This window comes from Thiomonas sp., assembly GCF_054608695.1.
The window spans coordinates 25,752-48,448 of the sequence record NZ_JBTRXV010000007.1; the positions used below are offsets into that span (position 1 = coordinate 25,752).

Sequence of the window (22,697 nt, forward strand, 5' to 3'; positions counted from 1 at the left end):
GATGAGCGAAGCGGCGCAGCGCGAACAACAGGCGGGCGGCCATTATTTCGCCCCTGCGATGTGGCGAGCGCCACCCGATGCCACCCAGGCCCGAAACGCGGGCAGGTCAATCAGGATTTTTCGCCCGAAGCGGGTTGTAACTCCTGCTTTTTCAAGCTCCGGGCCACGAAAGAAAAGAATGTGCCGCATGCCGCCGTTTGTAAAGGCTGGCTCATACTTCGGCAAGTCGCGCACCGTAACAAAACGGGTGGCTTCGTGAATTGTGGCTTCCATGGGGTAGATTCCTTTTGTGTTTCATCGCGGTGTGCGATGACCACATTGAAAGGAACTACTGTACAGAAATCCAGGACAATAAAGCGCCCCCGTTTTCGTCGATTAAATGTCCGGCGCTCCAGGCAGAGCAAGAATCGTTCGCTCGGCTCGAATGCGCGCTACCAGGGCGTCAGCGTCCCCGTGCAGTGCGATGGTGAGGTTCACATCACCGTGAGCCAAAGCGCCGCCCTGGTAGCGCCATGCTGGCCCGATGATGCGAAGAGCATTCGTTGCTACGGCCACGGCTGGCGTCGCTGGGAAAACGATTACCTCATGCACGATGCCGCGCTGGTGAATCACAACTTCCAGCCATCCCATGCACGCCAATTCATCGCGCCGCGCCTGTCGCTGCAAAGTGTTTTCGTCCGCCACCGTGAGGCCAGCGCGCCGCCGTGCGCCGGGCTTGTCGGTCAGGTCCGTATTGGTTTGCGGGTTTGCCCATTGCGCCAAGAATTTGCAGTAACGCAGCATCGCGGCTTCCGGCGTCTTCGGTCTGCCCTTGCGCTTTGGCTGAGGTCGAGGCACGAACCCGCTCACCGCGCCGAGATAATCGCCGTCCGGCGTGCTCACAATCCCGGTCATGGGGTAGCCCTGCTCGGTCGGCTTTGGGCCAAGCATGGCGCGGATTTTGACGGGAACTCGATATTCCATCGTTCACCCCTGAAAGTATTTCGCGGCCATGCGCTCGGCAACGCTCGCCACATGGTCATGTGACAAATGGCTGTATCGCTTCACCATCGCCAGGGTTTTGTGTCCGAGAATCTCCGCGATTTCGGCCAAGCTCGCGCCGCTCATTGCGAGATAACTAGCGCAGGTGTGCCGCAAATCGTGCCAGTGAAAATCCTCAATGCCAGCGCGCTTAAGTGCGGTTTCCCACGGCTTGCGCAGGTCGATAGGCTGCTTCGGGTTCTTGGCGGGAAAAATCAGGTCGGTGTCGATTCGACGAATGCGCAATTGCAGGACAACCAGGGCAGGGCCAGCCAGGGGCAGTGCGCGCCGCTCTCCGTTCTTCGTCTTTTCGAGAATCAGCACGCGGCGGCCAAGGTCAACCTGCGCCCATGTCGCGCCCATGATTTCGGCCTGCCGTGCGCCGGTGGTCAATGCCAGGATGACGGCGGCGTAGAGGTCTGCACTGCTCGATGCCTTGCACTCGGTCAACAGCTTGTCGCGCTCGGGGTCGCTGAGATACCGCACACGCCCGCCCGGCAGCTTCGGCTTGCTCACGCGGTGCATGGGCGAAACGTCGATTAACTCCCATCCCTTCACACAAGCACCTAGGACGCCGGATAGGGCTTGGCGGTACTGGCCCAAGGTGGCGGCACTGCGCGGCGCGTGTGTGCGTGCGCTGGGTTCGGTGGCGAGCGCCTGCATAACTTCATTGATGCGCTTCGGGGTCACATCGGCCAAGGCGTAAGCACCCAGTGAATCCGTCCAGAAATTCAGATAGCGCAGGCGGTCGGCTTGCCCGTTCAGGCTGGGCAGCTTCTCCCGCTTGAAGCGGTCGATGGCGTCAGCCAGCGTGGTGCGCTTGGCAGCCGTGCCAGCGAAGTGACGGCCTTCACGAATCGCGGCTTCTGTCTGCTGTGCCCATCGACGTGCGTCTGTCAGTCGCTCGAATGATGCGGACTGCGCCGGATGTCCCTTCAGTCGAACTTTCACCCTGAAGGTGGTGCCCTGCTCGCTGGTGCGCTTTTCGATGTTCGCCATGACGTGCCGCCTTTCGTTCCGATGGTTCTCAGCGTATCGGAACACACAATAAAAGGCAACACCTGATAGCCTATCCGTAGCTCATGACGATAAATAGCAGTAAAAACAATGGCTTGCACTATTCCGCTTTTCCGGCGGGGCACTCATGGGGCATCTGCTCGAAAAAATGGGGCAGTGATGGGGCAGTGACAGGCGAAAAAATGCCGGGTTCAGGTCTGCACCGTCCCGGCCATTGTGCTGCGCTGTGTTGCGTGGTTTTATCTCTGAGTGCCCCACCAGTGCCCCAGGAAGCAAAAAGCCCACCGGCGAAGGTGGGCTAAGTGCTTGAATCTATTGGTGGGGGCACAGGGATTCGAACCCAGGACCTACTGATTAAGAGTCAGCTGCTCTACCAACTGAGCTATACCCCCGAAAAGCCGAGCATCATAGCGCATTTCTCCCCATCTTTGGCCAGATCGGCCCGGCAAAAGATGGGCGCCGAGCGAGCAGCCGGGGCCGATGGCGTGTTGTTGACAATGGTGGTTGAAAACCAGGGGTCGGCTGCTCTGAACATTCGATGGTCAACTTGAGGAGTACAAGAAGATGGGGTTGTTCGACGAGGCGTTGGGTGCTCTGACTGGCGGCTCCGGCGCCAACCCAAACTCCATGATGGGCGCCGTGATGAGCATGATTCAAAACCAAGCCGGGTGGCCTGGCTGGACTGGCCGAGAAGTTCCAGAACGGCGGGCTGGTCGAGGTGGTGCGGTCGTGGATTGGTACGGGACAGAACCAGCCCGTGTCCGCAGATCAGATCCATCAAGTGCTCGGGAGCGACACCGTCAAAGAACTCGCTGCCAAGGCCGGTATCGATCCGACACAGGCGGCCTCTGGCTTGTCGGAACTGCTGCCGCAACTGGTGGACAAGCTCACTCCAGGCGGCCAAATTCCGGAAGGCGATTTGTTGTCGCAGGGTCTCGGCAGGCTCAAGGGCGAGCTGTTCGGCTGAGGTTTCGCACTTCAGCTCTTGCGGCAGGGGGCGAAGCAAAAGCCTGTGGATGCTGACGATGCAGCCACGGGCTTTTGTTTTGTTGTCATCTGGTGGGTCGTGCGTGACTCGAACACGCGACCAACGGATTAAAAGTCGAGTTCCATGACCCGAGGTGCTTTTTTCATCTGTGGCGAGACGCTGCGAGTGATGGGCTTCGACTGTGCAGCGCGTCACATTGGCGGCACAACATCGCTTATCGCAGAGCTTCCTTTTGCTAGCCCGCCTTTGGCGGCATTCTGTGCTTTCGTTACGGGCCGCGCGGCCCGCGAGCTGCACAGCGACGGTGTTGGTCTATTTGAGCGCATCAGCCGAGAACTGCATACGCACGCTAATAAGAGGGGTTTTTATCGACCCTTATTTGATATGCTTCGTCCATGACCAAACCTCGCCCCCGTGCTCCCTCTCTTGATGCGGATGAAGCCATGCGCATGCTTGAGCTTTTCGACGGCGCAGTGCACCGTTTCAGCGGCCAGCTTGATGAGCTCGAATCGGCCATCGGCATGTACGTTCTCGGGCGTCACGTTGGCTGGAAGGTGCTGTATCTGGTACACACAAAAAAGACCGTTGCCAAATATGAGGCCATCCTAGGTATCAAGGTTCGAGAGGCATTCGACGAAGCTGGTCCAGAGTCAAATCGTTCCTTGGGCTTCCTGGCTGCACAGGCGTTCAGCAACTTCTGGAAGGTTGTTTCTGGAGCGCAAAAGCTGGATATAGCCAGAGAACAGCGCCGCACCCTCAAATAGGGGTTATTAAAATCCCTTGACGTAGCTTCATGATCCCTCTAAAGTGGAGGGATCATGAAAAACCCTCTATTTCCAGACTCCGCAGCACCGCATGCTCATCTGCACCTGGTGTCTCTGTTCGACATCTCCTCACAGGTGCTTGTTTCTCTGGTTGAGTGCGCCCCCATCGAGCTTGCGAACCTAGTCGAGCTAGGAGGTCATCAGCTCTCTCTCCTACTCGACATAGGGGCACACCGGCTCCTGCCTGTGGCCACCTCAGGCTCAGGCGAGCTTGACCAGCTTTCTCTCGCCGATTTCATGGCGCTGGAGTTCGTGCCGCTCCACGATGTCATCGGTCACGATCTTGTGCCCATGGTTGGGCTCGGTGGTCTCCAGTTCGTGCCCTTCGTCAAGCTCGGTTCCGTCTGGTTCGTGCCTCAGATTCAGCTAGGAGCACAGCAGCGCACCCTCTTGCAGGGGCTCATGCTTGGACACTCGCAGGGGTGCTCCTGATGGCTTCCACCAGCCAGCAGATGGGGTTCACACCGACCACCCCCGCGCGGTCGCTGGGCGGCTCGACCGCCCCCGTTCGCGCGGGGTCGTTTCCTCTTGATGTTCATTCGGCATCTGCCGGAGCCTTCTCTCCTGCTCTTTTCGGGCCTTCTTCTGTTGCCTTTTCGCACCATGCAGTGGTGCCGCCCCCTGGGCTTGTCAACTATGGAACAAGTGGTACGCCTGCTTTCCGGTCTGTTGAGATTGATGAGAAAGCGGGCCGCATGAAGCGTATGCGTCGGTCTGTTTTAACTACAGCACGCATGGTTCAGTTTGAACTTGGTCCTCGCCGATTCAAACCGGCCATGCTCACTTTGACCTATCGGGACGTGGATGGCTGGCAACGGTGTCATATCTCAGACCTTCTTCAACGCATCCGCCATTGGCTAGCACGACGTGGTCATGCGTTTCCCTATGTCTGGGTCGCTGAGCTCCAGCAGCGCGGCGCCCTGCATTACCACGTGCTGCTTTGGCTGCCACGTGGCCTCACTCTCCCTAAACCTGACAAGCAAGGATGGTGGCCTCATGGACACACACGGATCGAATGGGCGCGCAACGCAGTTGGTTACCTCGTCAAATACGTCAGCAAGTTCGACTCAGATGCACAGCTGCCGAAGGGTGCCAGACTCCACGGCGGCGGCGGCCTCGACCAATTCGGGCGCCAGGTTCGTCGGTGGTTCAACCTGCCCGCATGGCTCAAGCCTTTCGCCGGGATTGGCGATCAGTATGTGCGAATCCAACGTGTCGGACTGGTTGAACGAAGTACGGGGGTTTGCGTGCAATCGCCCTGGCGGGTGTCCTTTAGCGGAGGCCGCCTTGTTGCGACGGAACTATTCCGCTACGTAGGCGGCATCCTAGACATCGCAGGCCCATATTCGCGCCTTGATGCGCCCCGCGGTGCTGCATGTTGACCTTGTCGCTCGACGAAGCATCCAGCTTCCTGAAACTGCACCCGCAGGAGGTTAGTAAGCGCGCACGCCTTGGCATTCTTCCAGGTGCCAAAGTTGGGCGGCGATGGGTCTTCATCGAAACCGATCTGGCTGACTACCTGCGATCCCTTTACCCAACTCGAACCCAGGCTGTCTCGGCGTCCCTGCGCTATCGCCGCCTCGAATCATGGCACTCTACAAACGCAAAAAAATCTGGTGGATCGACTTCACCACTCCAAGCGGCGAACGCGTTAGAACGTCTGCTTGCAGCGGAGACAGAGCCCAGGCGCAAGAACTGCATGACAAGCTGAAGGCGGAAGCCTGGCGCGTTGCAAAGCTCGGCGAGAAGCCTGTGCGCACCTGGGATGAGGCCGCATTGAAATGGCTTGAAGAGTCGTCGCACAAGGCCACCTATGATGAGGACAAGGCCAAGCTGCGATGGTTGCAGCCACACTTGTCGATGCGACGTCTGGACTCGTTGACCCGCGAAGTAATCGCCGAGATTGCGCGCAAGAAGGCCGGCGCGTCCTCCAACTCGACGGCTAATCGCTACCTCGCTTTGATCCGTGCGATTTTGCGCAAGGCCTGGCTGGAGTGGGAATGGCTCGACCGTGCCCCGAAGGTTTCGCTTTACCCTGAGCCTAAGCGTCGTGTGCGCTGGCTCACGCTGGAGCAGGCGCTGCGACTGCTTGCTGAACTGCCCGAGCATCAGCGCAATATGGTCGTGTTTGCGTTGGCGACAGGGTTGCGCCAAGCCAACGTGCGCGACTTGCGGTGGGACCAGATCGATATGGCTCGCAAGACGGCCTGGATCCACCCCGATGAGGCGAAGGCAGGGATGGGCATAGGCGTGCCACTGAACGGCGACGCAATGGGCATCCTGGAACGTTGCAAGGGCGAGCATCCTGAAAGAGTGTTCACGTTTCGCGGCGAACCTATCGCCTACGCCAACACTCGAGCATGGCGCGAAGCAGTTAAGCGTGCAGGTATCGAGAATTTCCGCTGGCACGACTTGCGCCACACGTGGGCCAGTTGGCACGCTCAACACGGAACGCCGCTTTATGCCCTCCAGGAAATGGGTGGTTGGCAGACTCCGAGCATGGTTCGTCGTTACGCGCACCTTGCACCAATGCACCTAGCGCCCCACGCCGAAGCCCTGTCCGGTCTTCTTGACGGCACATCTACGGCACAAGGGCATGAAAAAGCCCCTGACGCATGATGCCAGAGGCCTATGTTCACTGGTGGGTCGTGCGTGACTCGAACACGCGACCAACGGATTAAAAGTCCGCTGCTCTACCGACTGAGCTAACGACCCAAAGCCGTCAATCATAGCAAAGGCCAGGCGACGGTTTCTTGGAAGTATGGCATGGAGGAATTCACGCGCGCTCACTCAAAGGGCGCATCGGCTGCATGACTGCTTCGAGCGCAAGGCTGGCAGCGACCATGCCGAAAGTGGCCGTGACCATGACGCTGGAGCCGTAGCCGGCGCAGTTGAGGCCCTGCGGGGCCTGGTCGGCCTGACTGCCATCGCCGGCCGTTGCCATGAATACGGGCTCGGCCGAGCAGACGCAGGGCACGCCCATCGGGCCGCTGCGCGGTGCGCCATGGGCGCGGCGCAGGCGGTAGCGCACCTTGGCCAGCAGGGGGTCGTTGCGTACTTCGGCCAGGTCAAGAACCTGCGCCCGCTGTGGTTGGCGTTTGCCGCCTGCGGCGCCGGCCATGATGATGGCCAGTTTGTGCTGCAGCGCGTGTGCAGCCAGGGCGGCTTTGGTGCGGGCCTGATCGCAGCAGTCGAGCAGGGCTTGCGCGTTCGCAGGGATGAGGCTGGCGAGGTTGTCGGGGCTGGCGAAGTCTTCCACTTCGTGCACCCTGCACGCAGGGTTGATGTCGGCGATGCGGGATGCCAGCGCCCGGACCTTGGCCATGCCGAGGGTGGAGTCGAGCGCTTGAATCTGGCGGTTGATGTTGGACTCGGCAACATGGTCGAGATCGATCACCGTCAGCGCGCCGATGCCGCTGCGAGCCAGCGCCTCCGCAGCCCAGGAGCCAACGCCGCCAACGCCGACGATGACGATATGGGCCGTGCGGATCCGGGCCGCGGCCTGTGCGCCGTAAAGCCGCGCCACGCCGCCGAAGCGGCGCTCAGGGTCGGGCAGATTGGCGCTGCAGGGCAGGGCTGACATGGGAGGGATGAACGCAGCGAATAACGAGCCGCAGCTTCGAGCGAGGCGTGCGGTTCAACCCGCCCGATCCAGCCGCCAGGCCTGGAACTTCACGCCCAGCACACCGCCGCCGATGATGGAGGCCAGGGCAATCCAGCTCGTGATGGACAGGGTGGACACGCCGGTGATGCCCTGGCCGATGGTGCAGCCCATGGCGGTGACGCCGCCGATGCCCATGAGCAAGCCGCCGACGATATGGTTGGCCGTGTCCTCCACTCCGGCCAGCCCTTCCCAGCGAAAACGCCGGGTGGCCAGCGCGTGCAGCGCGGAGCCGGCGATGACCCCGAACACCGAGACGATGCCGATGCTCAGCACATTGCTGGCGTCGCTGTACATGAGGAACCAGTACAGCGTATAGGCCAGCGGTGCGACGAAGGTGAACGACTCCATGTGGTTCCCGGTGCTGCCAACGTAAGCGTGCTGCAGCGTTTGCGGGTCTTCCGCCACGAAGCCGAGATGGCCGGACACCCACCACAGAGCCACGACCAGCGCGCCGATGCCGATGCCCCCGAGCAGATGCCGCAGGCTGCGCGCCTCGCGCGGCCACAGCGCCCATGCCCCGAGCGCCAGCGCCGCGCCGACGCCCAGGACGAGCAGCCAGGTGGGGCGGGCGATGGCGGTATGCCGGGCCAGGACCGAGGGCAGGTCTTGCGCGCCATTCAGCGCCACGGCCACGCGGTCAAGCCCATAGACCCGCAACTCGGCGGTGATGCCGCGCAGCGTGGCGTAGGCACCCACGGCCAGCATGACGAAGACCACCAGCGCCTTGAGGCTGCCCGCTCCCAGGCGCACCAGGGTCTTGCTGCCGCAGCCCGACGCCAGCACCATGCCGAAGCCGAACATCACCCCGCCCAGCAGGGCCGAGAGCCACAGCACGCGGTTGGCGGTGTAGATGGTCTGGTCGGTGTTGATCTGACCCAGAGCCGCCAGGACACTGGTGCCCAGCAGCGCCGTGGCAATGGCCAGCGCCCACATGCGCATGCGCGTCCAGTCGCCGAAATTGACGATGTCGGCAACCGAGCCCATGGCGCAGAACTGGGAGCGGTGCATGACGGCGCCGAAGGCCACGCTCAGGAAGAACGTCCACCACAGTACGGTGGCAGTGAGGGCGGTGATGGAGAGGTCTTGCAAGGCAATGTTGATGAAGGGTGCGGAATGATCCGGGGTGGCGATGGGGCCGTTTGCTTGCGTTGCCGCATGGCAATCGGGAATTGTCACACGCCGCTGCAATGCGGGTGAAACGACTCGGGTCTGCAAGGGTATGCCGGCTGGATGCCTTCGCCGTTTCAGCCCGACTCAAGACTGCATCGGTTCAGGCAGCGCCAGGCTGGTGAGAATCAGGCCCGAGGTGAAGCGGGTTGATCGGCAGACTGGTAGCGTGTGGGGTCGGCCACGCCGGCTTCGGCGAAGCCGGCGGCGCGGATGCGGCAGGAATCGCAACGCCCGCAGGCGCGGCCCTGGTCGTCGGCCTGATAGCAGCTCACGGTCTGGCTGTAGTCAACGCCCAGGCGCAGGCCTTCGCGGATGATTTGCGCCTTGCTCAACTGGATGATGGGCGCACGCACGCGGATGTGCCCGCCCTCCACCCCGGCCTTGGTCGCGAGGTTGGCCAGGCGCTCGAACGCGGCCACGAACTCGGGGCGGCAGTCCGGGTAGCCGGAATAATCGACCGCGTTGGCGCCGTAGAACAAATCGCGCGCCCCCAGCGCCTCGGCCCACGACAAGGCCAGCGCCAGCATCACGGTGTTGCGCGCGGGCACGTAGGTGATGGGAATGCCGCCCTGCTCGCCTGCAGTGGGGACCTGCAGCGCGGTATCGGTGAGGGCCGAGCCGCCGAAACGCGCCAGATCGAGCTGGATGACTTCATGCCGCGCCGCACCCAGCGCCTGGGCCACCCGCCGCGCCGCATCCAGCTCGGCGCTGTGGCGCTGGCCGTAGTGCAAGGAGAGGGCGTAGCAGCTGAAGCCCTGGGCGCGCGCCTGGGCCAGCACGGTGGCTGAATCCAGGCCGCCCGACAGCAACACCACGGCGGGCGTGCCGGCCGCCACCGGCGCTGTTGCTTCAGCCATGCGCCTTCAGCGCAACTTGGCCAGGCGGTCCTTGGCGGCTTGCGCGGCCTCGGACTGCGGGTAGTTCTTCACCAGTTTTTGCAGCGTGAGCCTGGCTGCACGCACTTCGCGCAACTCCACCTGGCAATTGGCCAATCCGAGCATGGACTCGGGGATGCGGCTGCTGCCCGGGTAGCCGTTGATGAGGCCGTTGAAGGCCGTGACGGCATCTTTGTACTGCTTTTGCGCGTACAGGGAATTGGCCAGCCAATACTGCGCCTCCGAGGCATAGGGGCTCGATGGATACTGGGCCAGGAACGCCTTGAACTGGCTACCGGCCCCGGCAAAATCGGAACTGCGGAAGGCCGCCAACGCCTGTTCGTAAGCCGCCTTTTCAGCCGGCTGCACGGTGTAGCTCTTGCCACCGATCTGCACCGCCACCGGTTCCAGCGGCGCCATGCGCTGGCTCAGGTCTTTCTGGCTTGCGGCCACCTTGGCGATGGTGTCGTTGAGCTGGCGCGTGGTGGTGTCTTGCTGGCCACGCAGCTGGGCGATTTCAGTTTTGAGCTGCTCGATCTGATTCGCCAGATCGAGCAGCGAACTGCGGACCTGCTGGATCTGCTGCGCCTGCTGCGCCAATTGCGCCTGGTTGGCCTGCTGGTTTTGCGCAATCTGCCCGCGCAGGTCCAGAATGGCGCGGCGCGCCTCGTTGTCGGGAAACATGTCGGCATGCGCCTGGGGCAGCCATGCCAGCCCGAGCCCAAGGCTGAGCAGCAGGGCCGGAGCCCCGCGGCGCAGTCGGGCAAACCCCGCAGGGCGGGGCGCTTCCATCGCGTTGCGCTGCATCATTTCTGGTAGACGATGTCCACACGGCGGTTTTCGGCGTAATCAGCCTCGGTGTTGCCCAGTGCCTTGGGCTTTTCCTTGCCGTAGCTGATGGCTTCCATCTGGCTGGGTTTGACGCCCAGCAGTTCCATGCCCTTCATCACCGCATCGGCACGTTTCTGGCCAAGCGCCAGGTTGTATTCACGGCTGCCGCGGGCATCGGTATTGCCTTGCAATTGCACATGCGCGGCCGGGTGGCCGGTCAGGTACTGCGCATTGTTTTCCAGCACCGGACGGTATTTGCCCTCGACCACATAGCTGTTGAAGGCGAAGAACACGCTCTTGGGTACGTCAGGGCCGGGGCCGGCGTTGTTCTCGGCGGGGGCCTGCACTGCGGCGACCTGGCTTTGCCCGGCGCCCTGGGCGTTGGCCCCCGCGGTACCACTCACGGGAGCAGCGGTCTTGGATTCGACCGGAGCCGGTTGCATTTTCACCCCCGAGGCGCAGCCGCCCAGGGTGAGCGCTGCGGCGAGGGCCGTGAGCAGAAGGGCAGAGCGTTGGTTCATCGTGATTCTCCAAATGGTCAGGGTTGTGCGTGGTGGAAAAGGGTGTTTTGAGTCAGACGTGGTTCAACAACTGCGGTGCAACAATGAATTTTGCAGAGGATTCGGGAAGAATTCAACGGTGGGCGGCGAAGCGGGGGCGCGGTCATCAAGACATCGATCAGCACCGGATCGCGCAGGGCTTGAGGTTTCAATTGCCAGGCGTCCACGGACCCCAGGACGGCTCTCGGACCTGCAGACCTGCCGCGGCCAACGTGGTGCGAACGCTGCCGTCCAGCGACACGGTTTTCAGCACCTCGGACCCGCCTTCATGGGCAGAGTACAGCAGGATTTGCCCGTTCGGGGCAAAACTCGGGTGCCCGTCGTCGGTGCCATTGCCCAAGGGGCGGGTGTTGCCGGAAGCCAGGTCTTGCAGCCAAAGTTGGAAATTGTTGCCCTGCTGCGAAACGTAGGCAAGATTCTTGCCGTCTGCGCTGATGGCGGGGCTGACGTTGTAGCCGCCGCTGAACGTGAGGCGCCGCACGCCACTGCCGTCCAGACCCACCACATAGATCTGCGGCGAGCCGTCGCGGTCGCTCACGAAGTAGATGCTCTTGCCGTCGGGCGCGAAGACCGGCTCGGTGTCGATGGATCCACTGCGCATGAGCTGGCGCGGCTGGCCGCCCGAGCTCGGCATCAAGTAGATTTGCGAACGCCCGGTGAGCGTCAGCACCACGGCCATGGTGCGGCCGTCCGGCGAGAACGCCGGAGCGCTGTTCGTGCCTTTGAAATTGGCCAACATGCGGCGCGCGCCATTGCGAATGTCTTGAATGAAAACGACCGGCTTGCCGGTTTCGAACGAGACATAGGCCAGGCTGCCGCCGTCCGGTGCCCAGGCAGGGGAGAGCAGCGGCTCGCGGCTGCGCAGCGCGGTGCGGGCGTTTTCGCCGTCGCTATCGGCCACGATCAGCGCGAAATTGTGCTGTCCGGCCTTGCTGATGTAGGCAATGCGCGTGGCGAACACGCCGCGCTGGCCCGTGAGCTTCTGGTAGATGAAGTCGGCAATGCGATGCGCGGCCAGACGCAGATCGCCCGTGACCACCTGGTAGATCTCGCCGCCCATGTCGGCCTGTTTCACCGCGTCCCACAAACGGAAGCGGATCATCCAGCGGTTAGGCCCCTCGGGCGTGATGCTGCCGCCGGCCACGGCTTCCAGCGCCTGCGTGCGCCAAGCCGCATAGTTCGGCGGCCCCTGCTCGGTGAGCACGGCGCCGCCGAGGTTGATGGTGCGGAACTGGCCACTGCGCGTGAGGTCGGCGCGGACGATGTCGGCAATCGGTTGCGGGCAGGAGTCCTGCCCTTTGAACGGCGCAATCCCGACGGGAATCTGCGTGGCGCCGATGCCGGAAACATCGATCTTGAACTGGGCCTGGGCGAGCTTGGGCAGGCCCAGCGTGGCAGCCGCGCCCAGTCCACTGAGTGCAAGTGAAGGGCGGGCCAGTATGTTGGTTACATAGGCAAGTGGGGCGGTCAGTAAGTGGCGTCGTTTCATCTATGGATGGAGGTCGAATTCCCACGTGTGGGATGTGAAATGCCTAAGAAAAAATGCTTGAAAGGGATTGTCACTTCAAGCGCGATGAATGACGGTTGCATTCTATGTAGCAGCTACCCGTGCAGAGGTAAGAGTATGCAACAAGATCAGGGGCAAGGATTCGAAGCCATGCGATTTGAGGGGAATCCCAGAACAGAATGTTAGCCATGTATTGCAGCTTGTTATCTATGCATCAATATTAATTTGCGGGTTTTTTCGAGAGTGTGGGATGATGAAGTAACCATAGTTTCAGATAACGATAGTAAGTTTCTTGTGAGTTGGCGAACGCCAAAACCAAACCCATCCTGCCATCGAGTACTCCTAGACGAAAAATGTAAGTTCGAACAAATGCCCAAATTGATTTTCCAAGCGCCTTTGATAGGGACGAGCGTCGCCCACGCTTATACAATGTTAGTGCGCCCTCAGTTGAATAAACATTTATTTTTTGAAGGGCCTCATCAATATCCCTGTCTGAATAGTGTATCAGCGGGCCCTTGAGTTTACCAACGCTTCCATTAATTTCCAAACTTGCATGGGTTCTGAGTTCAGAAAAACGTCCAGCACCGCGCCGAAAAAGTCGAACAATGCGGTCAGGCCACCATCCGCTATGCCGCATAAATTGCCCGCAAAAACTTGAGGAGCGTGGCATGCTAAAGGCGTTATGCGTTGATTCCGCACTTAAAATTGAAATAATTTCAGTTTTCAATTCTTCGCTAACGCGCTCGTCAGCATCGAGGCAGAGCACCCATTCTGATGTGGCTTGATCTAAAGCACGATTTTTTTGAGGGCCATCGCCTGGCCAGTCGGTTTCAAATAGTTTTACGCCGGAAGCCCTGCAAATATCTTGCGTGCCATCTGTGCTGCCGGAATCAAAAACAATTATTTCTTCCGCAAAATTCTTGACGGACTCGATGCATGCCATGATGTCATGAGCTTCATTTTTGGCTACAATGATTACGCTAATTTTTTGCATTTTCAATTTTTGAATTTAAGGTGAAATTCTTGATGCGTGCAGATTTATATTATTTGGCATCTGGAAATTTTTCTTTTGACACCTGCTTGGGAGGAATATGTTGGCCCGGCGTCGCATCCCAGGCGGAAAGGTCGCCCAGCGGGAAATTGCCAGCGAGGCCGTAGACGGCGCGTTTGAGGCGTCCCATCGGCGTCGGCTGGGGCATGGGCTGTGCAGGCACTTGTGGGATCGCACTGGGTAAAAGCGAGCGGCGCTTGAAGTCTCCCTGCGTCACTCCCCACTTGGTGACAAAGGTCCGCGCTCCGTGGTTGCGCCGCACCCGTCCCGTGCTGCGGCAGGCAAAGTGATAGATGCGGCTGTCGCCAATCACGGCATAGTGGCGGCAACCGGCAACCCAGAATTTCATCATCAAGTCGTCTTCGCTACCCATGCCTGGGCTGAATTCGATGCTGTAGCCGCCGACCATATGCCACCAGCGCTTGCTCACGACGCTGACCGGCGAAGCTTGTCCGAGTCTGTCGCCGCGCGGATCGGATGCGAACTGCTCCACCATGGCGGCTTCATTGAAGGTTTCCGCGGTCGAACCGAAGTCCTGCACGATGGTGAGAGGATTGACGGTCGAGCGCGGCTCGATGATGGTGGGCGAGAGATAGACGAGATCGTGCGGCTGGCGATCGATGGCGTTGATCAGCGCCGCGTCCCATCCGGGGCAACACACCATGTCGTCGTTGAGATAGACCAACCACTGGCGAGTCGCCATGCTGGCGAGTTGATTGACCGCGAGGCAGATGCCCACGTTGGAGGTCGAATGCGTGTGCGCAATGCCCTGATCCCGAACCCACTCCAATGTGCCGTCGGAGCCGTCATTGACGTGAACCAGAATGTCGTGCTCCATGCAACTGTGCCGCCGAATGCTGTCGAGGCACAGTTGCAGGTAGGGAAGATTATTCCAAGTCGGAATCAGGATGCTGAACATGGAGGATTTGGGTTGGATGGGAACTTGCCAGGGGCCGTTTTCAGTGTCGGATGCTGATGGACTCGCCTGTGCAGCAGCACTCGATCAGCGCTGGGTCGAGGTGCGCCGCGCCAGACCTGCGCTGCGCTGGACGAAAGGCTTGGATGGTGGTCATGGGCCTGGATCAAGATGCCAATGGGCTGTATGGTAGAAAGATGGCCCCGAAGGCCGGGCAAGGGCGTATTTCCATCACCGCGAGGCTCTATGCAATCAAACAATCCGCCCCTAGCCAAAAGGGCGTCGTGGGATCACCGCGTTGCCTTGGATCTGCTTCGCCGCCTCTTTGCGGCCAACCCTCGCAACCGCTCGGCCGCACTGCTCATCGTATTGTTCGCCGCCATCGTCGCGGCGACCGAGCCGGTGTTGCCGGCGTTGATGAAGCATGTGCTCGATGTCGGCTTCACGCCTAAGCGCGATTTTCCGCTGTGGGCCGTGCCGGCGGTGTTGCTCGGGCTGTTCACAGTGCGTGGCCTGGCATGGTTGGCCTCGCAGTTTCTCACACAGTGGCTGACGCAGAACGTGTTGGCGCGGGTTCGCACGCTGGTGTATGGGCAGATTGTGCATGCGCAGCTTGCCGGGCTGCAGCGCGAAAGCGCCAGCAGCCTGATTGGCGCGGCGGTGTACGAGGCGCAGCTGGCGCTGGGCATGATCTTCCCCGGGCTGCTCACCCTGGTGCGCGACAGCCTGACGCTGGTGGCGCTGTTCGGCTACTTGATGTGGGTGAACTGGAGTCTCACGCTGCTCACCCTGGCGGTGTTGCTGCCGCTGTTGTTCGTCATGCGCGGCATCAGCCGCCGTGCCAAACGGCTGAATGCGCAGATGCAGGGCGCGGCCGAAGAGGTGTCGTATGCGCTGGAGGAGGGCATGTTGGCCGCCCCGGTGGTGCGGGTGCACAACGCGCAGGAGGGGTTCGCCTCGCGCTTCGAGGCCATCAACCAGAACCTGCGCCGCACCACGGTGAAGACGCTGGTGTCGGGCTCGTCCACCACGCCGGTGTCGCAGTGGTTGTCGGCGCTGGCGGTCTCGGTGGTCATGGTCTACGCCATGTGGCAAAGCGATGTTTCGGGCCAGCACAGCGTTGGCAGTTTCGTGTCCTTCATCACCGCCATGCTGATGACGCTGTCGCCGCTGCGGCGGGTGTCCGACATCGTGCAGCCGATGATGCGCGCGCTCAGTTCGCTGGAGCGGCTGCGCGGCATCGTCGATACGCCGCAGGAACTGGACACGGGCAGCCATGCGGTGGAGCGGGTGCGGGGCGAGTTGGAGTTCGACGACGTCACCGTGCGCATCGGCGCGCTCGACCGCCCGGTGCTGGCTGGCGTCAGCCTGCGGGTGCATGCGGGTGAAAGCCTCGCGCTGGTGGGGCCTTCCGGCGCCGGCAAGACCACACTCATGCGCCTGGTGCCGCGCCTGCTGGAGCCGAGCCAGGGCCGCCTGCTGCTCGACGGCGTGCCGCTGCGCGACTGGACCCTGCACAGCCTGCGCCAGCAAATCGCCTACGTCGGCCAGGAGGTGGTGCTGCTGAACGATTCCGTGGGCATCAACGTCAGCTTCGGCGAGCCGGTGGACGCGGCCCGTGCCTGGGCCGCGCTGGAGGCCGCCGCGCTGGCCGATTTCGTGCGCGGACTGCCTGGCGGGCTGCGGGCCGAAGTGGGGCATAACGGCTCGCAGCTCTCCGGCGGCCAGCGCCAGCGCCTGTCCATCGCCCGCGCGCTCTACCGCGATTCGCCGCTGCTCATTCTGGATGAAGCCACCAGCGCGCTCGACGCCGAGAGCGAGCGCCTGGTGCAGCAGGCGGTCGACCGGCTGATGCAGGGCCGCACCACCATCGTCATCGCCCACCGCCTCGCCACCATTGCCCATTGCGATCGCATCGCCGTGCTCGACGAAGGGCGCTTGGTGGAGCTTGGGACGCAGGCCGAACTGTTGGCGCGTGAAGGGTTGTATGCGCAACTCCATCGCATGCAGTTCGCTGCGCAGTCGGGACCATCGCCAGCATCTGCGCCAACGCCAGTCGGGCGCGATTGACCTTGGCCGATGCCCGCGCGCTGGCGCGGCGGATCAGCCGACGCTGCCCATCCACCGCCCGCATTGCTGCCGCACCACCTCGGGCAGGTGCTTTTCGCGGTTGAAGGTTTCGCGGATCCATTGCGCGTCGTTGCCGCGGCTGCCGACGTCGGCCAGCAGTTCGCGCAGGGCGGTGTCGGACTTCAGCTCCGCTGCGTGGCCTTCGAGCTTGACGATGGTGCGGATCAGGTCTTCGCGCAGGGTGCGGTGCTCGCGCGTGGCGGGATCGACGAACGTGCCGTCGAAGCCGAAGCGGCAGGCCTGGAAGCGGTTGAAGGTGTAGACGAGGTAGTCGTCTTCCTGCGGGGTGAAGGGGCGCTCGGTCTGGATGTAGCGGCCCAGGGTCTGGATGTAGGCGGCGATGCGCGCGGCTTTGGTGATGGTCAGCGGCGTGTCCATCACCCGCACTTCGATGGTGCCGTACTCGGGCTTGGGGCGAATGTCCCAGTAGAAATCCTTCATGCTCTTGACCACGCCGGTTGCGGTCATTTTCTCGAAGTAGCGCTCGAATGCGTCCCAGGTCAGCGCGAAGGGCGCGCGGCCCGAGAGCGGGAAGGCGAACACCGAGTTCAGCCGCGCCGAGTGAAAGCCCGTGTCCTCGCCCTGCACATAGGGCGAGGAGGCCGACAGCGCGATGAAATGCGGAATGAAACGCGAAACGCAATGCAGGGTGTAGAGGGCGGTGTCGGCGTCCGGGCAGCCCAGGTGCACATGCTGGCCGAACACGGTGAACTGCTTGCTGAGGTAGCCGTACAGCTCAGAGAGTTGCAGGAAGCGCGGCTTGTCGAAAATGCGCTGCTGCGCCCAGTGCTGGAAAGGATGGGTGCCCCCGCCCGCCAGACCCACGTCCAGCTTGCTCGCCGCTTCCACCAGCGCGCCCTGGATTTCGGTGAGCTGCGCCAGCGCGTCGTCATAGCCGGTGCAAATGCCGGTGGAGAGTTCGATCATGCTCTCGGTCATCTCCGGCGTCACCAACCCGGGCAGCTTGCGGCCTTCCAGCAGGCGCAGCAGGTCGGGCGCACAGGGCATGAGGTCGTAGTTGTGGCGGCTGACGATCTGCAGTTCCAGCTCGATGCCGATGCTCAATGCCGCCGATTGCGAAAACGGGCCCAGGCTCATGCGGATCCTTGTGGTTTCTTGCGCACGGAGGCAATATCGCCCGAGCGCCCGAGCGCCCAGCGTGCCAGCAAGGTGCCGGCCAGTTCCAGCACGGCGATGGCGGCGAAGGCCGCGGCAATCAGCGTGTGAGGAAACTGCGGCACGGCCTGCGCCAGGTCGAGCAGCAGCACGAAGCTCACACCGGCTGCCGGATTCAGCGCCAGCCCCAGCGCGGTCGATTGCCGCCAGCTCAGGCCCGAAGGTTTGCCCAGCGCCAGCGGCACGGCCAGCTTGGCCAGCGCGCGCACGCCGGCCAGCGCCAGCCCCATGGCCATGCCGCTGGCCAGCGCCGCCCAGTTCAGGCTCAGGCCGAGAATGAGGAACAGCAGCACCACCAGCACGCCGCCGGCCGTGCCGAAGTGGCGCGGCCAGACCCGTGGGCGCTGGCTGCGGGCGCGCAGCAGCAACCCGGCCAGCAGCGGCGTGAGCAGAGTGGACCAATGCAGCATGCGGGTGATGGACAGCACCAGCAGGATCAGCCCCACCAGCAGCAGCGCGGCGCCTTCGTCGGCGAAGTCGAAATGGCGCTCCACCCAGTTCACCGCCCAGGCCAGCAGCGCTGCCGCCAGCACCGCGCCGCCGATGGCGTAGCCCTGCTGCAGCAGGGCGTTCCACCATTGCACGCTGGCCTGCGCGCCGAGCCAGCCGGTGAGCACGCCCACGGCGAGGATGGACAGGATGGTGCCGAGGGCGGAGATGAGCAGCAGGCGCTCGGTCACCTGGCCGCGCGCATTGAATTCCCCGCTCAGGCGCAGCGCCACGGCGGGCGCGGTGCAGGCCAGCGCGGCGGCAGTGGCCACGCCGTGCAGCCCGCCCAGACCCAGCAGCCCCAGCACCACCCACATGGCCACCAGACTGAGCACCCATTCCCCCAGGCTGATGAACACCAGCCAGGGATTGGCGCGCAGCCAGCGCAGATTGACGCGGTGGCCAATTTCGAACAGCAGCACCGCCAGCGCGGCGTCCACGATGGCGCGCGCGCTGGGCTGCAGTGACAGGGCCTGCAAGCCACCGCCGCCGGCGGCGATGACCAGCCCGGCGGCGGTGTAGCCGATGAGTCGCGGCCAGCGCAGGAAGCGGAAGACCGATTCCCCCATCAGCGTGGCCAGCACCAGCGCCAAGCCCACCCACAGTACACCGTCGGCATGCAGCGCAAGCAGGGGCGGGACGTGGAATTCGGGCATCGGGCGTGGGGCTCGTGAGGGGGGCAGACAAGGGCGCAGGCGAAGGCGCGGGGATGAGCGCGAACCGCGTTGATGGCGGGTTACCGAGGCCAGATCGCGGTCAGATCGACGCCGGATCGAGGCAACCAACGCGCCATCGAGCGGCCTGCACCGTCGTGAATGGCCAGACGATTATAGGAAGCCGCCATGTCGCGCCCATTCAACACCGGAAAATTGCAAAACTCATGAAAACAGAGCTACTGGATGAGAGTGTTCACTCACAATTTCAGCTTTTCGGCATTTGTCAAGCGCGGCTGCGAGCCCCCGCCTTCCTACAATGCAGCCATGTCCTACGTCCACCTGCGCATCCATACCGAGTTCTCCATCGTCGACGGCAGTTTGCGGGTCGATGCAGCCGTTGCCGCGGCCCGCGCTGACGGCCAGGGCGCGCTGGCCATCACCGATCTGAACAACCTGTTCGCGGCCGTGCGTTTTTATTCCGAGGCCCGCGGCGCAGGCGTCAAGCCCATCATCGGTTGCGATGTTCGCGTGGCTCCGAGCGAGCCATCGCCCCAGGCGCCCAACACCGGTTTGCTGCTCCTGGCCACGAATCGGCAGGGCTATCTCAACCTTTGCACCCTGCTCAGCCGCGCCTGGCTCGAGGGCCAGCGCAACGGCCAGGCGGAGGTTCAGTGGGCCTGGCTGGAGCACGAGGGTTTGAGCGCCGGGCTCATCGCCTTGTGCGGCGCACGCCAGGGCGCCATCGGCCAGGCGCTGCTGGCGGGCGACGGGGTGCGTGCGCGCTGGCTCGCCCAGCGCCATGCCAGCGTCTTTCCCGGCCGTTTCTATCTGGAGCTGCAACGCAGCGGCCATGCGGAGTGCGCGCGCCATGTGGCTGCCGCGGTGCGGCTGGCCGCCGACCTCGGCCTGCCGGTGGTGGCGACGCATCCGGTGCAATTTCTGCAGGCCACTGACTTCGAGGCGCATGAAGCGCGGGTGTGCATCGCCGAGGGCGAAACCCTGGGCAATCCGCGGCGGCAGCGGCATTTCACCGCCGACCAGTATTTCAAGACCCAGGCCGAGATGCAGGCGCTGTTCGCCGACATCCCCTCGGCGCTGGCGAACGCGGTGGAAATCGCCAAGCGCTGCAACCTCACCCTCACGCTGGGCAAGCCGCAACTGCCCGACTTCCCCACGCCGGACGGCATGCCCATGGCGGCCTATTTCCGGGCGCAGTCCTTCGAGGGGATGGAGCGGCGCCTGCAGCAGCTCTACCCCGATGCCGCCAAGCGCGAGGCGCAGCGAGCGCGTTATGTGGAGCGGCTGGAGTTCGAACTCGGCACCATCGCCAAGATGGGTTTCGAGGGCTATTTCCTCATCGTGGCCGACTTCATCAACTGGGCCAAGGACAACGGCTGTCCGGTGGGGCCGGGGCGGGGTTCCGGGGCGGGCTCGCTGGTGGCCTACAGCCTGCGCATCACCGACCTCGACCCACTGGCCTACAACCTTCTCTTCGAGCGCTTCCTCAACCCGGAGCGGGTGTCGATGCCCGACTTCGACATCGACTTCTGCCAGGAAAACCGCGACCGCGTGATCGACTACGTGAAGCAGAAATTCGGCGCAGGTGCGGTGTCGCAAATCGCCACCTTCGGCACCCTGGCGGCGCGTGCCGCGCTGCGCGACGTGGGCCGGGTGCAGGAGCTGGGCTACAACTTCTGCGACGCGCTGGCCAAGCTCATTCCCAACAAGCCGGGGCAGCACATCACCATCGCCCAGGCCATCGAGGTCGAGCCGCAGCTGAAAGAGCGCATGGAGCAGGAGGACGAAGTGCGCCACCTGCTGACGCTGGCGCAGCAGCTCGAAGGCCTGCCGCGCAATATCGGCATGCATGCGGGCGGCGTGCTCATCGCCCCCGGCAAGCTCACCGACTTCTGCCCGCTCTACGCCCAGCCCGGCAGCACCGATGCGGTGTCGCAGTTCGACAAGGATGACGTCGAAGCCATCGGCCTGGTGAAGTTCGACTTCCTCGGCCTGGCCACGCTCACCATCCTGGAGCTTGCCGCCCAGCACATTCGCCGCCACCACCCGGAGCGGGCCGACTTCAAGCTCGAGGACATTCCGCTGGACGACGCTGCCAGCTACAAGCTCATGGCGCGCGGCGACACCGTGGCGGTGTTCCAGCTGGAATCGCGCGGCATGCAGGGCATGTTGCGCGAGGCCAAGCCCGACCGCTTCGAGGACATCATCGCCCTGGTTGCGCTGTACCGCCCGGGGCCGATGGACCTGATCCCCAGCTTCTGCCACCGCAAGGACGGCACCGAGCCCATCGTCTACCCCGACCCGCGCATGGCCTCGGTGCTGCAGGAGACCTACGGCATCATGGTCTACCAGGAGCAGGTGATGCAGGTGGCGCAGGTCATCGGCGGCTACTCGCTCGGCGGCGCCGACCTGCTGCGCCGTGCCATGGGTAAAAAGAAGCCCGAGGAGATGGCCAAGCACCGCGGCATCTTCGCCGAGGGCGCGGCGAAGAACGGCATCGCGGCGGACAAGGCCAACGAAATCTTCGACTTGATGGAGAAGTTCGCCGGCTACGGTTTCAACAAGTCGCACGCCGCCGCTTACGCCTTGCTCGCGGTGCAGACGGCGTGGCTGAAGGCGCATTACCCGGCCGAATTCATGGCGGCCAACATGAGCATCGCGCTGGACGACACCGACAAGCTCAAGGTGCTGGTGGACGACGCCCGCAATCTGGGCCTCAAGCTCCTGCCGCCCGACATCAATCTCGGCGGCTGGCGCTTCGACCCGGTGGACGCGCACACCATTCGCTACGCGCTCGGCGCGATCAAGGGCACCGGGCGTGCGGCCATCGAAGGCATCGTCGAGGCGCGTGGCGACAAACCGTTCACGTCGCTGATGGATTTCGCCGCGCGCGTGGACCGCACCCGCATCAACCGCCGCGTGCTCGAAGCCCTGATTCGTGCCGGCGCCTTCGACGCCATCGACCCCAATCGCGCCACCCTCATGGCGGCCGTGGGCATGGCGCTGGAGCATGCCGCCCAATGTGCCGAGCATGCGACCCAAGGGGGACTGTTCGACAGCCTGTTCGACGACGCCAGCGCCGCCACGGCCAGCGCCCCCGCGCCCGAGCCGCAGCCGCCGTGGGATTTGCGCAAACGCCTGTCCGAGGAAAAACTCGCCATCGGCTTCGTGCTCAGCGGCCATCTGTTCGACGCCCATGCCGACGAGGTGCGCCGCTTCGCCCCGCGCCCGCTGGCGGAGCTGGCCGATGCGCGCGAGCCGCAAATCGTCGCCGGCATCGTCGCTGCCGTGCGCGTGGTGCAAGGCCAGCGCGGGCGGGTGGCCATCGTCACCCTGGAAGACCGCTCCGGCATGCTCGAAACCGTGGTCAACGAGCGCCTGCTCGACACCGTGCGCGCTCTGCTGCGCGACGACGAACTGCTGGTGCTGCAAGGCCGCGCCCAGAACGACCGCTTCAGCGGCGGCCTGCGCTTCAACGTCGACGCCGTGTGGACCCTGGAGCAGACCCGCGCGCGCCTGGGCCGGCGCATTCGCCTGCGCGTCAACGGCCTGGCCGACGCCGCCCCGCTCATCGAGCTGGCCCGCACCCGGGCCGCCGGCAAGGAAGACGGCCTGCCGCTGGACATCGAAGTCGAACGCAGCGGCGCCGCCGCCCTGCTGCGCCTCGACCGCGTGCGCCTGCGCCCCGGCGACGACGTGCTCGCGGAACTGGCCACACTGGCGCTGGATGGACGGGTGCAGGTGGTGTACGACGGCAGCGACTCAGCTGCGGCCCAGCGCATGCAGCATTGAGATGCCTGCGGCA

21 protein-coding genes and 2 tRNA genes are annotated in these 22,697 nt (G+C 63.3%); 8 read left to right on the top strand and 15 right to left on the bottom strand.

Features of this window, described 5'->3' with window-relative positions:
* Positions 1-42: 42 nt before the first annotated feature.
* The 4 genes from ACYCUK_RS05055 to ACYCUK_RS05070 all read right to left on the bottom strand — a co-directional run bounded on the left by ACYCUK_RS05055 (position 43) and on the right by ACYCUK_RS05070 (position 2,429).
* Positions 43-273: a hypothetical protein gene (locus tag ACYCUK_RS05055; RefSeq protein WP_461593739.1), complete on the bottom strand. Its 231-nt coding sequence runs from the start codon at positions 271-273 to the stop codon at positions 43-45.
* Between the two features lie 102 nt (positions 274-375).
* On the bottom strand, positions 376-963 hold the full coding sequence (locus tag ACYCUK_RS05060; RefSeq protein WP_461593740.1) for a hypothetical protein: 588 nt from the start codon (positions 961-963) through the stop codon (positions 376-378).
* A gap of 3 nt (positions 964-966) precedes the next feature.
* On the bottom strand, positions 967-2,019 hold the full coding sequence (locus ACYCUK_RS05065) for a tyrosine-type recombinase/integrase (RefSeq protein ID WP_461593741.1): 1,053 nt from the start codon (positions 2,017-2,019) through the stop codon (positions 967-969).
* Positions 2,020-2,353: 334 nt separating this feature from the next.
* Positions 2,354-2,429: transfer RNA gene (locus ACYCUK_RS05070), tRNA-Lys, on the bottom strand.
* A 329-nt stretch (positions 2,430-2,758) separates the two neighbouring features.
* On the opposite strand from ACYCUK_RS05070, the gene ACYCUK_RS05075 reads away from it, so the two are divergent.
* The 6 genes from ACYCUK_RS05075 (at position 2,759) to ACYCUK_RS05100 (ending at position 6,468) form a co-directional block, all read left to right on the top strand.
* On the top strand, positions 2,759-3,004 hold the full coding sequence (locus ACYCUK_RS05075; protein ID WP_461593742.1) for a YidB family protein: 246 nt from the start codon (positions 2,759-2,761) through the stop codon (positions 3,002-3,004).
* A 416-nt stretch (positions 3,005-3,420) separates the two neighbouring features.
* The gene (locus tag ACYCUK_RS05080) at positions 3,421-3,789 is read left to right on the top strand and encodes a hypothetical protein (RefSeq protein WP_461593743.1); all 369 of its coding nucleotides are present in this window, start codon (positions 3,421-3,423) and stop codon (positions 3,787-3,789) included.
* Between the two features lie 54 nt (positions 3,790-3,843).
* Entirely contained in the window at positions 3,844-4,281 is a 438-nt protein-coding gene (locus ACYCUK_RS05085; RefSeq protein ID WP_461593744.1) for a hypothetical protein, read from the top strand.
* The gene (locus ACYCUK_RS05090) at positions 4,281-5,231 is read left to right on the top strand and encodes a rolling circle replication-associated protein (protein WP_461593745.1); all 951 of its coding nucleotides are present in this window, start codon (positions 4,281-4,283) and stop codon (positions 5,229-5,231) included. Before ACYCUK_RS05085 ends, ACYCUK_RS05090 begins: the two co-directional genes overlap by 1 nt.
* Positions 5,225-5,560 (top strand): helix-turn-helix domain-containing protein, encoded by a 336-nt coding sequence (locus ACYCUK_RS05095; protein ID WP_461593746.1) that lies wholly within the window; start codon positions 5,225-5,227, stop codon positions 5,558-5,560. Before ACYCUK_RS05090 ends, ACYCUK_RS05095 begins: the two co-directional genes overlap by 7 nt.
* Positions 5,470-6,468: a tyrosine-type recombinase/integrase gene (locus tag ACYCUK_RS05100; RefSeq protein ID WP_461593807.1), complete on the top strand. Its 999-nt coding sequence runs from the start codon at positions 5,470-5,472 to the stop codon at positions 6,466-6,468. Before ACYCUK_RS05095 ends, ACYCUK_RS05100 begins: the two co-directional genes overlap by 91 nt.
* Positions 6,469-6,488: 20 nt before the next feature.
* Here ACYCUK_RS05100 and ACYCUK_RS05105 read toward each other — a convergent pair.
* The 9 genes from ACYCUK_RS05105 to ACYCUK_RS05145 all read right to left on the bottom strand — a co-directional run bounded on the left by ACYCUK_RS05105 (position 6,489) and on the right by ACYCUK_RS05145 (position 14,426).
* A tRNA-Lys gene (locus ACYCUK_RS05105) sits at positions 6,489-6,564 on the bottom strand.
* 61 nt (positions 6,565-6,625) lie between these two features.
* Entirely contained in the window at positions 6,626-7,432 is an 807-nt protein-coding gene (locus ACYCUK_RS05110) for a tRNA threonylcarbamoyladenosine dehydratase (protein ID WP_461593747.1), read from the bottom strand.
* A gap of 54 nt (positions 7,433-7,486) precedes the next feature.
* The gene (locus ACYCUK_RS05115) at positions 7,487-8,602 is read right to left on the bottom strand and encodes a YeeE/YedE family protein (RefSeq protein ID WP_461593808.1); all 1,116 of its coding nucleotides are present in this window, start codon (positions 8,600-8,602) and stop codon (positions 7,487-7,489) included.
* A gap of 206 nt (positions 8,603-8,808) precedes the next feature.
* Positions 8,809-9,540 (bottom strand): 7-cyano-7-deazaguanine synthase QueC, encoded by a 732-nt coding sequence (gene queC, locus ACYCUK_RS05120; RefSeq protein ID WP_461593748.1) that lies wholly within the window; start codon positions 9,538-9,540, stop codon positions 8,809-8,811.
* A gap of 6 nt (positions 9,541-9,546) precedes the next feature.
* Positions 9,547-10,350, bottom strand: coding sequence for a tol-pal system protein YbgF (ybgF, locus tag ACYCUK_RS05125; RefSeq protein WP_461593749.1), 804 nt, complete (start codon positions 10,348-10,350; stop codon positions 9,547-9,549).
* A gap of 14 nt (positions 10,351-10,364) precedes the next feature.
* Entirely contained in the window at positions 10,365-10,910 is a 546-nt protein-coding gene (pal, locus tag ACYCUK_RS05130; protein WP_461593750.1) for a peptidoglycan-associated lipoprotein Pal, read from the bottom strand.
* A gap of 187 nt (positions 10,911-11,097) precedes the next feature.
* The gene (gene tolB, locus ACYCUK_RS05135; protein WP_461593751.1) at positions 11,098-12,438 is read right to left on the bottom strand and encodes a Tol-Pal system beta propeller repeat protein TolB; all 1,341 of its coding nucleotides are present in this window, start codon (positions 12,436-12,438) and stop codon (positions 11,098-11,100) included.
* A 238-nt stretch (positions 12,439-12,676) separates the two neighbouring features.
* Positions 12,677-13,450, bottom strand: a complete 774-nt coding sequence (locus tag ACYCUK_RS05140; protein ID WP_461593809.1) for a glycosyltransferase family 2 protein — start codon at positions 13,448-13,450, stop codon at positions 12,677-12,679.
* A 49-nt stretch (positions 13,451-13,499) separates the two neighbouring features.
* Positions 13,500-14,426, bottom strand: coding sequence for a glycosyltransferase family 2 protein (locus ACYCUK_RS05145; protein ID WP_461593752.1), 927 nt, complete (start codon positions 14,424-14,426; stop codon positions 13,500-13,502).
* Between the two features lie 300 nt (positions 14,427-14,726).
* Here ACYCUK_RS05145 and ACYCUK_RS05150 point away from each other — a divergent pair, with 300 nt between their 5' ends.
* Positions 14,727-16,493: an ATP-binding cassette domain-containing protein gene (locus ACYCUK_RS05150; protein WP_461593753.1), complete on the top strand. Its 1,767-nt coding sequence runs from the start codon at positions 14,727-14,729 to the stop codon at positions 16,491-16,493.
* 33 nt (positions 16,494-16,526) lie between these two features.
* Here the strand turns inward: ACYCUK_RS05150 and ACYCUK_RS05155 are convergent, their stop codons facing one another.
* Positions 16,527-17,651: a YbdK family carboxylate-amine ligase gene (locus ACYCUK_RS05155; RefSeq protein ID WP_461593754.1), complete on the bottom strand. Its 1,125-nt coding sequence runs from the start codon at positions 17,649-17,651 to the stop codon at positions 16,527-16,529.
* Entirely contained in the window at positions 17,648-18,874 is a 1,227-nt protein-coding gene (locus tag ACYCUK_RS05160; RefSeq protein WP_461593755.1) for a cation:proton antiporter domain-containing protein, read from the bottom strand. Before ACYCUK_RS05160 ends, ACYCUK_RS05155 begins: the two co-directional genes overlap by 4 nt.
* A 324-nt stretch (positions 18,875-19,198) precedes the next feature.
* On the opposite strand from ACYCUK_RS05160, the gene dnaE reads away from it, so the two are divergent.
* Complete coding sequence (dnaE, locus tag ACYCUK_RS05165) at positions 19,199-22,684, top strand: DNA polymerase III subunit alpha (protein WP_461593756.1); 3,486 nt, start codon at positions 19,199-19,201, stop codon at positions 22,682-22,684.
* The last annotated feature ends 13 nt before the right edge of the window (positions 22,685-22,697 follow it).

Bases quoted from the DNA above. Each gene is read 5' to 3' on its own strand.
- ACYCUK_RS05055 (WP_461593739.1), bottom strand. From the start codon at position 273: ATGGAAGCCACAATTCACGAAGCCACCCGTTTTGTTACGGTGCGCGAC.
- ACYCUK_RS05060 (WP_461593740.1), bottom strand. From the start codon at position 963: ATGGAATATCGAGTTCCCGTCAAAATCCGCGCCATGCTTGGCCCAAAG.
- ACYCUK_RS05065 (WP_461593741.1), bottom strand. From the start codon at position 2,019: ATGGCGAACATCGAAAAGCGCACCAGCGAGCAGGGCACCACCTTCAGG.
- ACYCUK_RS05080 (WP_461593743.1), top strand. From the start codon at position 3,421: ATGACCAAACCTCGCCCCCGTGCTCCCTCTCTTGATGCGGATGAAGCC.
- ACYCUK_RS05085 (WP_461593744.1), top strand. From the start codon at position 3,844: ATGAAAAACCCTCTATTTCCAGACTCCGCAGCACCGCATGCTCATCTG.
- ACYCUK_RS05090 (WP_461593745.1), top strand. From the start codon at position 4,281: ATGGCTTCCACCAGCCAGCAGATGGGGTTCACACCGACCACCCCCGCG.
- ACYCUK_RS05095 (WP_461593746.1), top strand. From the start codon at position 5,225: ATGTTGACCTTGTCGCTCGACGAAGCATCCAGCTTCCTGAAACTGCAC.
- ACYCUK_RS05110 (WP_461593747.1), bottom strand. From the start codon at position 7,432: ATGTCAGCCCTGCCCTGCAGCGCCAATCTGCCCGACCCTGAGCGCCGC.
- queC (WP_461593748.1), bottom strand. From the start codon at position 9,540: ATGGCTGAAGCAACAGCGCCGGTGGCGGCCGGCACGCCCGCCGTGGTG.
- ybgF (WP_461593749.1), bottom strand. From the start codon at position 10,350: ATGGAAGCGCCCCGCCCTGCGGGGTTTGCCCGACTGCGCCGCGGGGCT.
- pal (WP_461593750.1), bottom strand. From the start codon at position 10,910: ATGAACCAACGCTCTGCCCTTCTGCTCACGGCCCTCGCCGCAGCGCTC.
- tolB (WP_461593751.1), bottom strand. From the start codon at position 12,438: ATGAAACGACGCCACTTACTGACCGCCCCACTTGCCTATGTAACCAAC.
- ACYCUK_RS05140 (WP_461593809.1), bottom strand. From the start codon at position 13,450: ATGCAAAAAATTAGCGTAATCATTGTAGCCAAAAATGAAGCTCATGAC.
- ACYCUK_RS05145 (WP_461593752.1), bottom strand. From the start codon at position 14,426: ATGTTCAGCATCCTGATTCCGACTTGGAATAATCTTCCCTACCTGCAA.
- ACYCUK_RS05155 (WP_461593754.1), bottom strand. From the start codon at position 17,651: ATGAGCCTGGGCCCGTTTTCGCAATCGGCGGCATTGAGCATCGGCATC.
- ACYCUK_RS05160 (WP_461593755.1), bottom strand. From the start codon at position 18,874: ATGCCCGAATTCCACGTCCCGCCCCTGCTTGCGCTGCATGCCGACGGT.
- dnaE (WP_461593756.1), top strand. From the start codon at position 19,199: ATGTCCTACGTCCACCTGCGCATCCATACCGAGTTCTCCATCGTCGAC.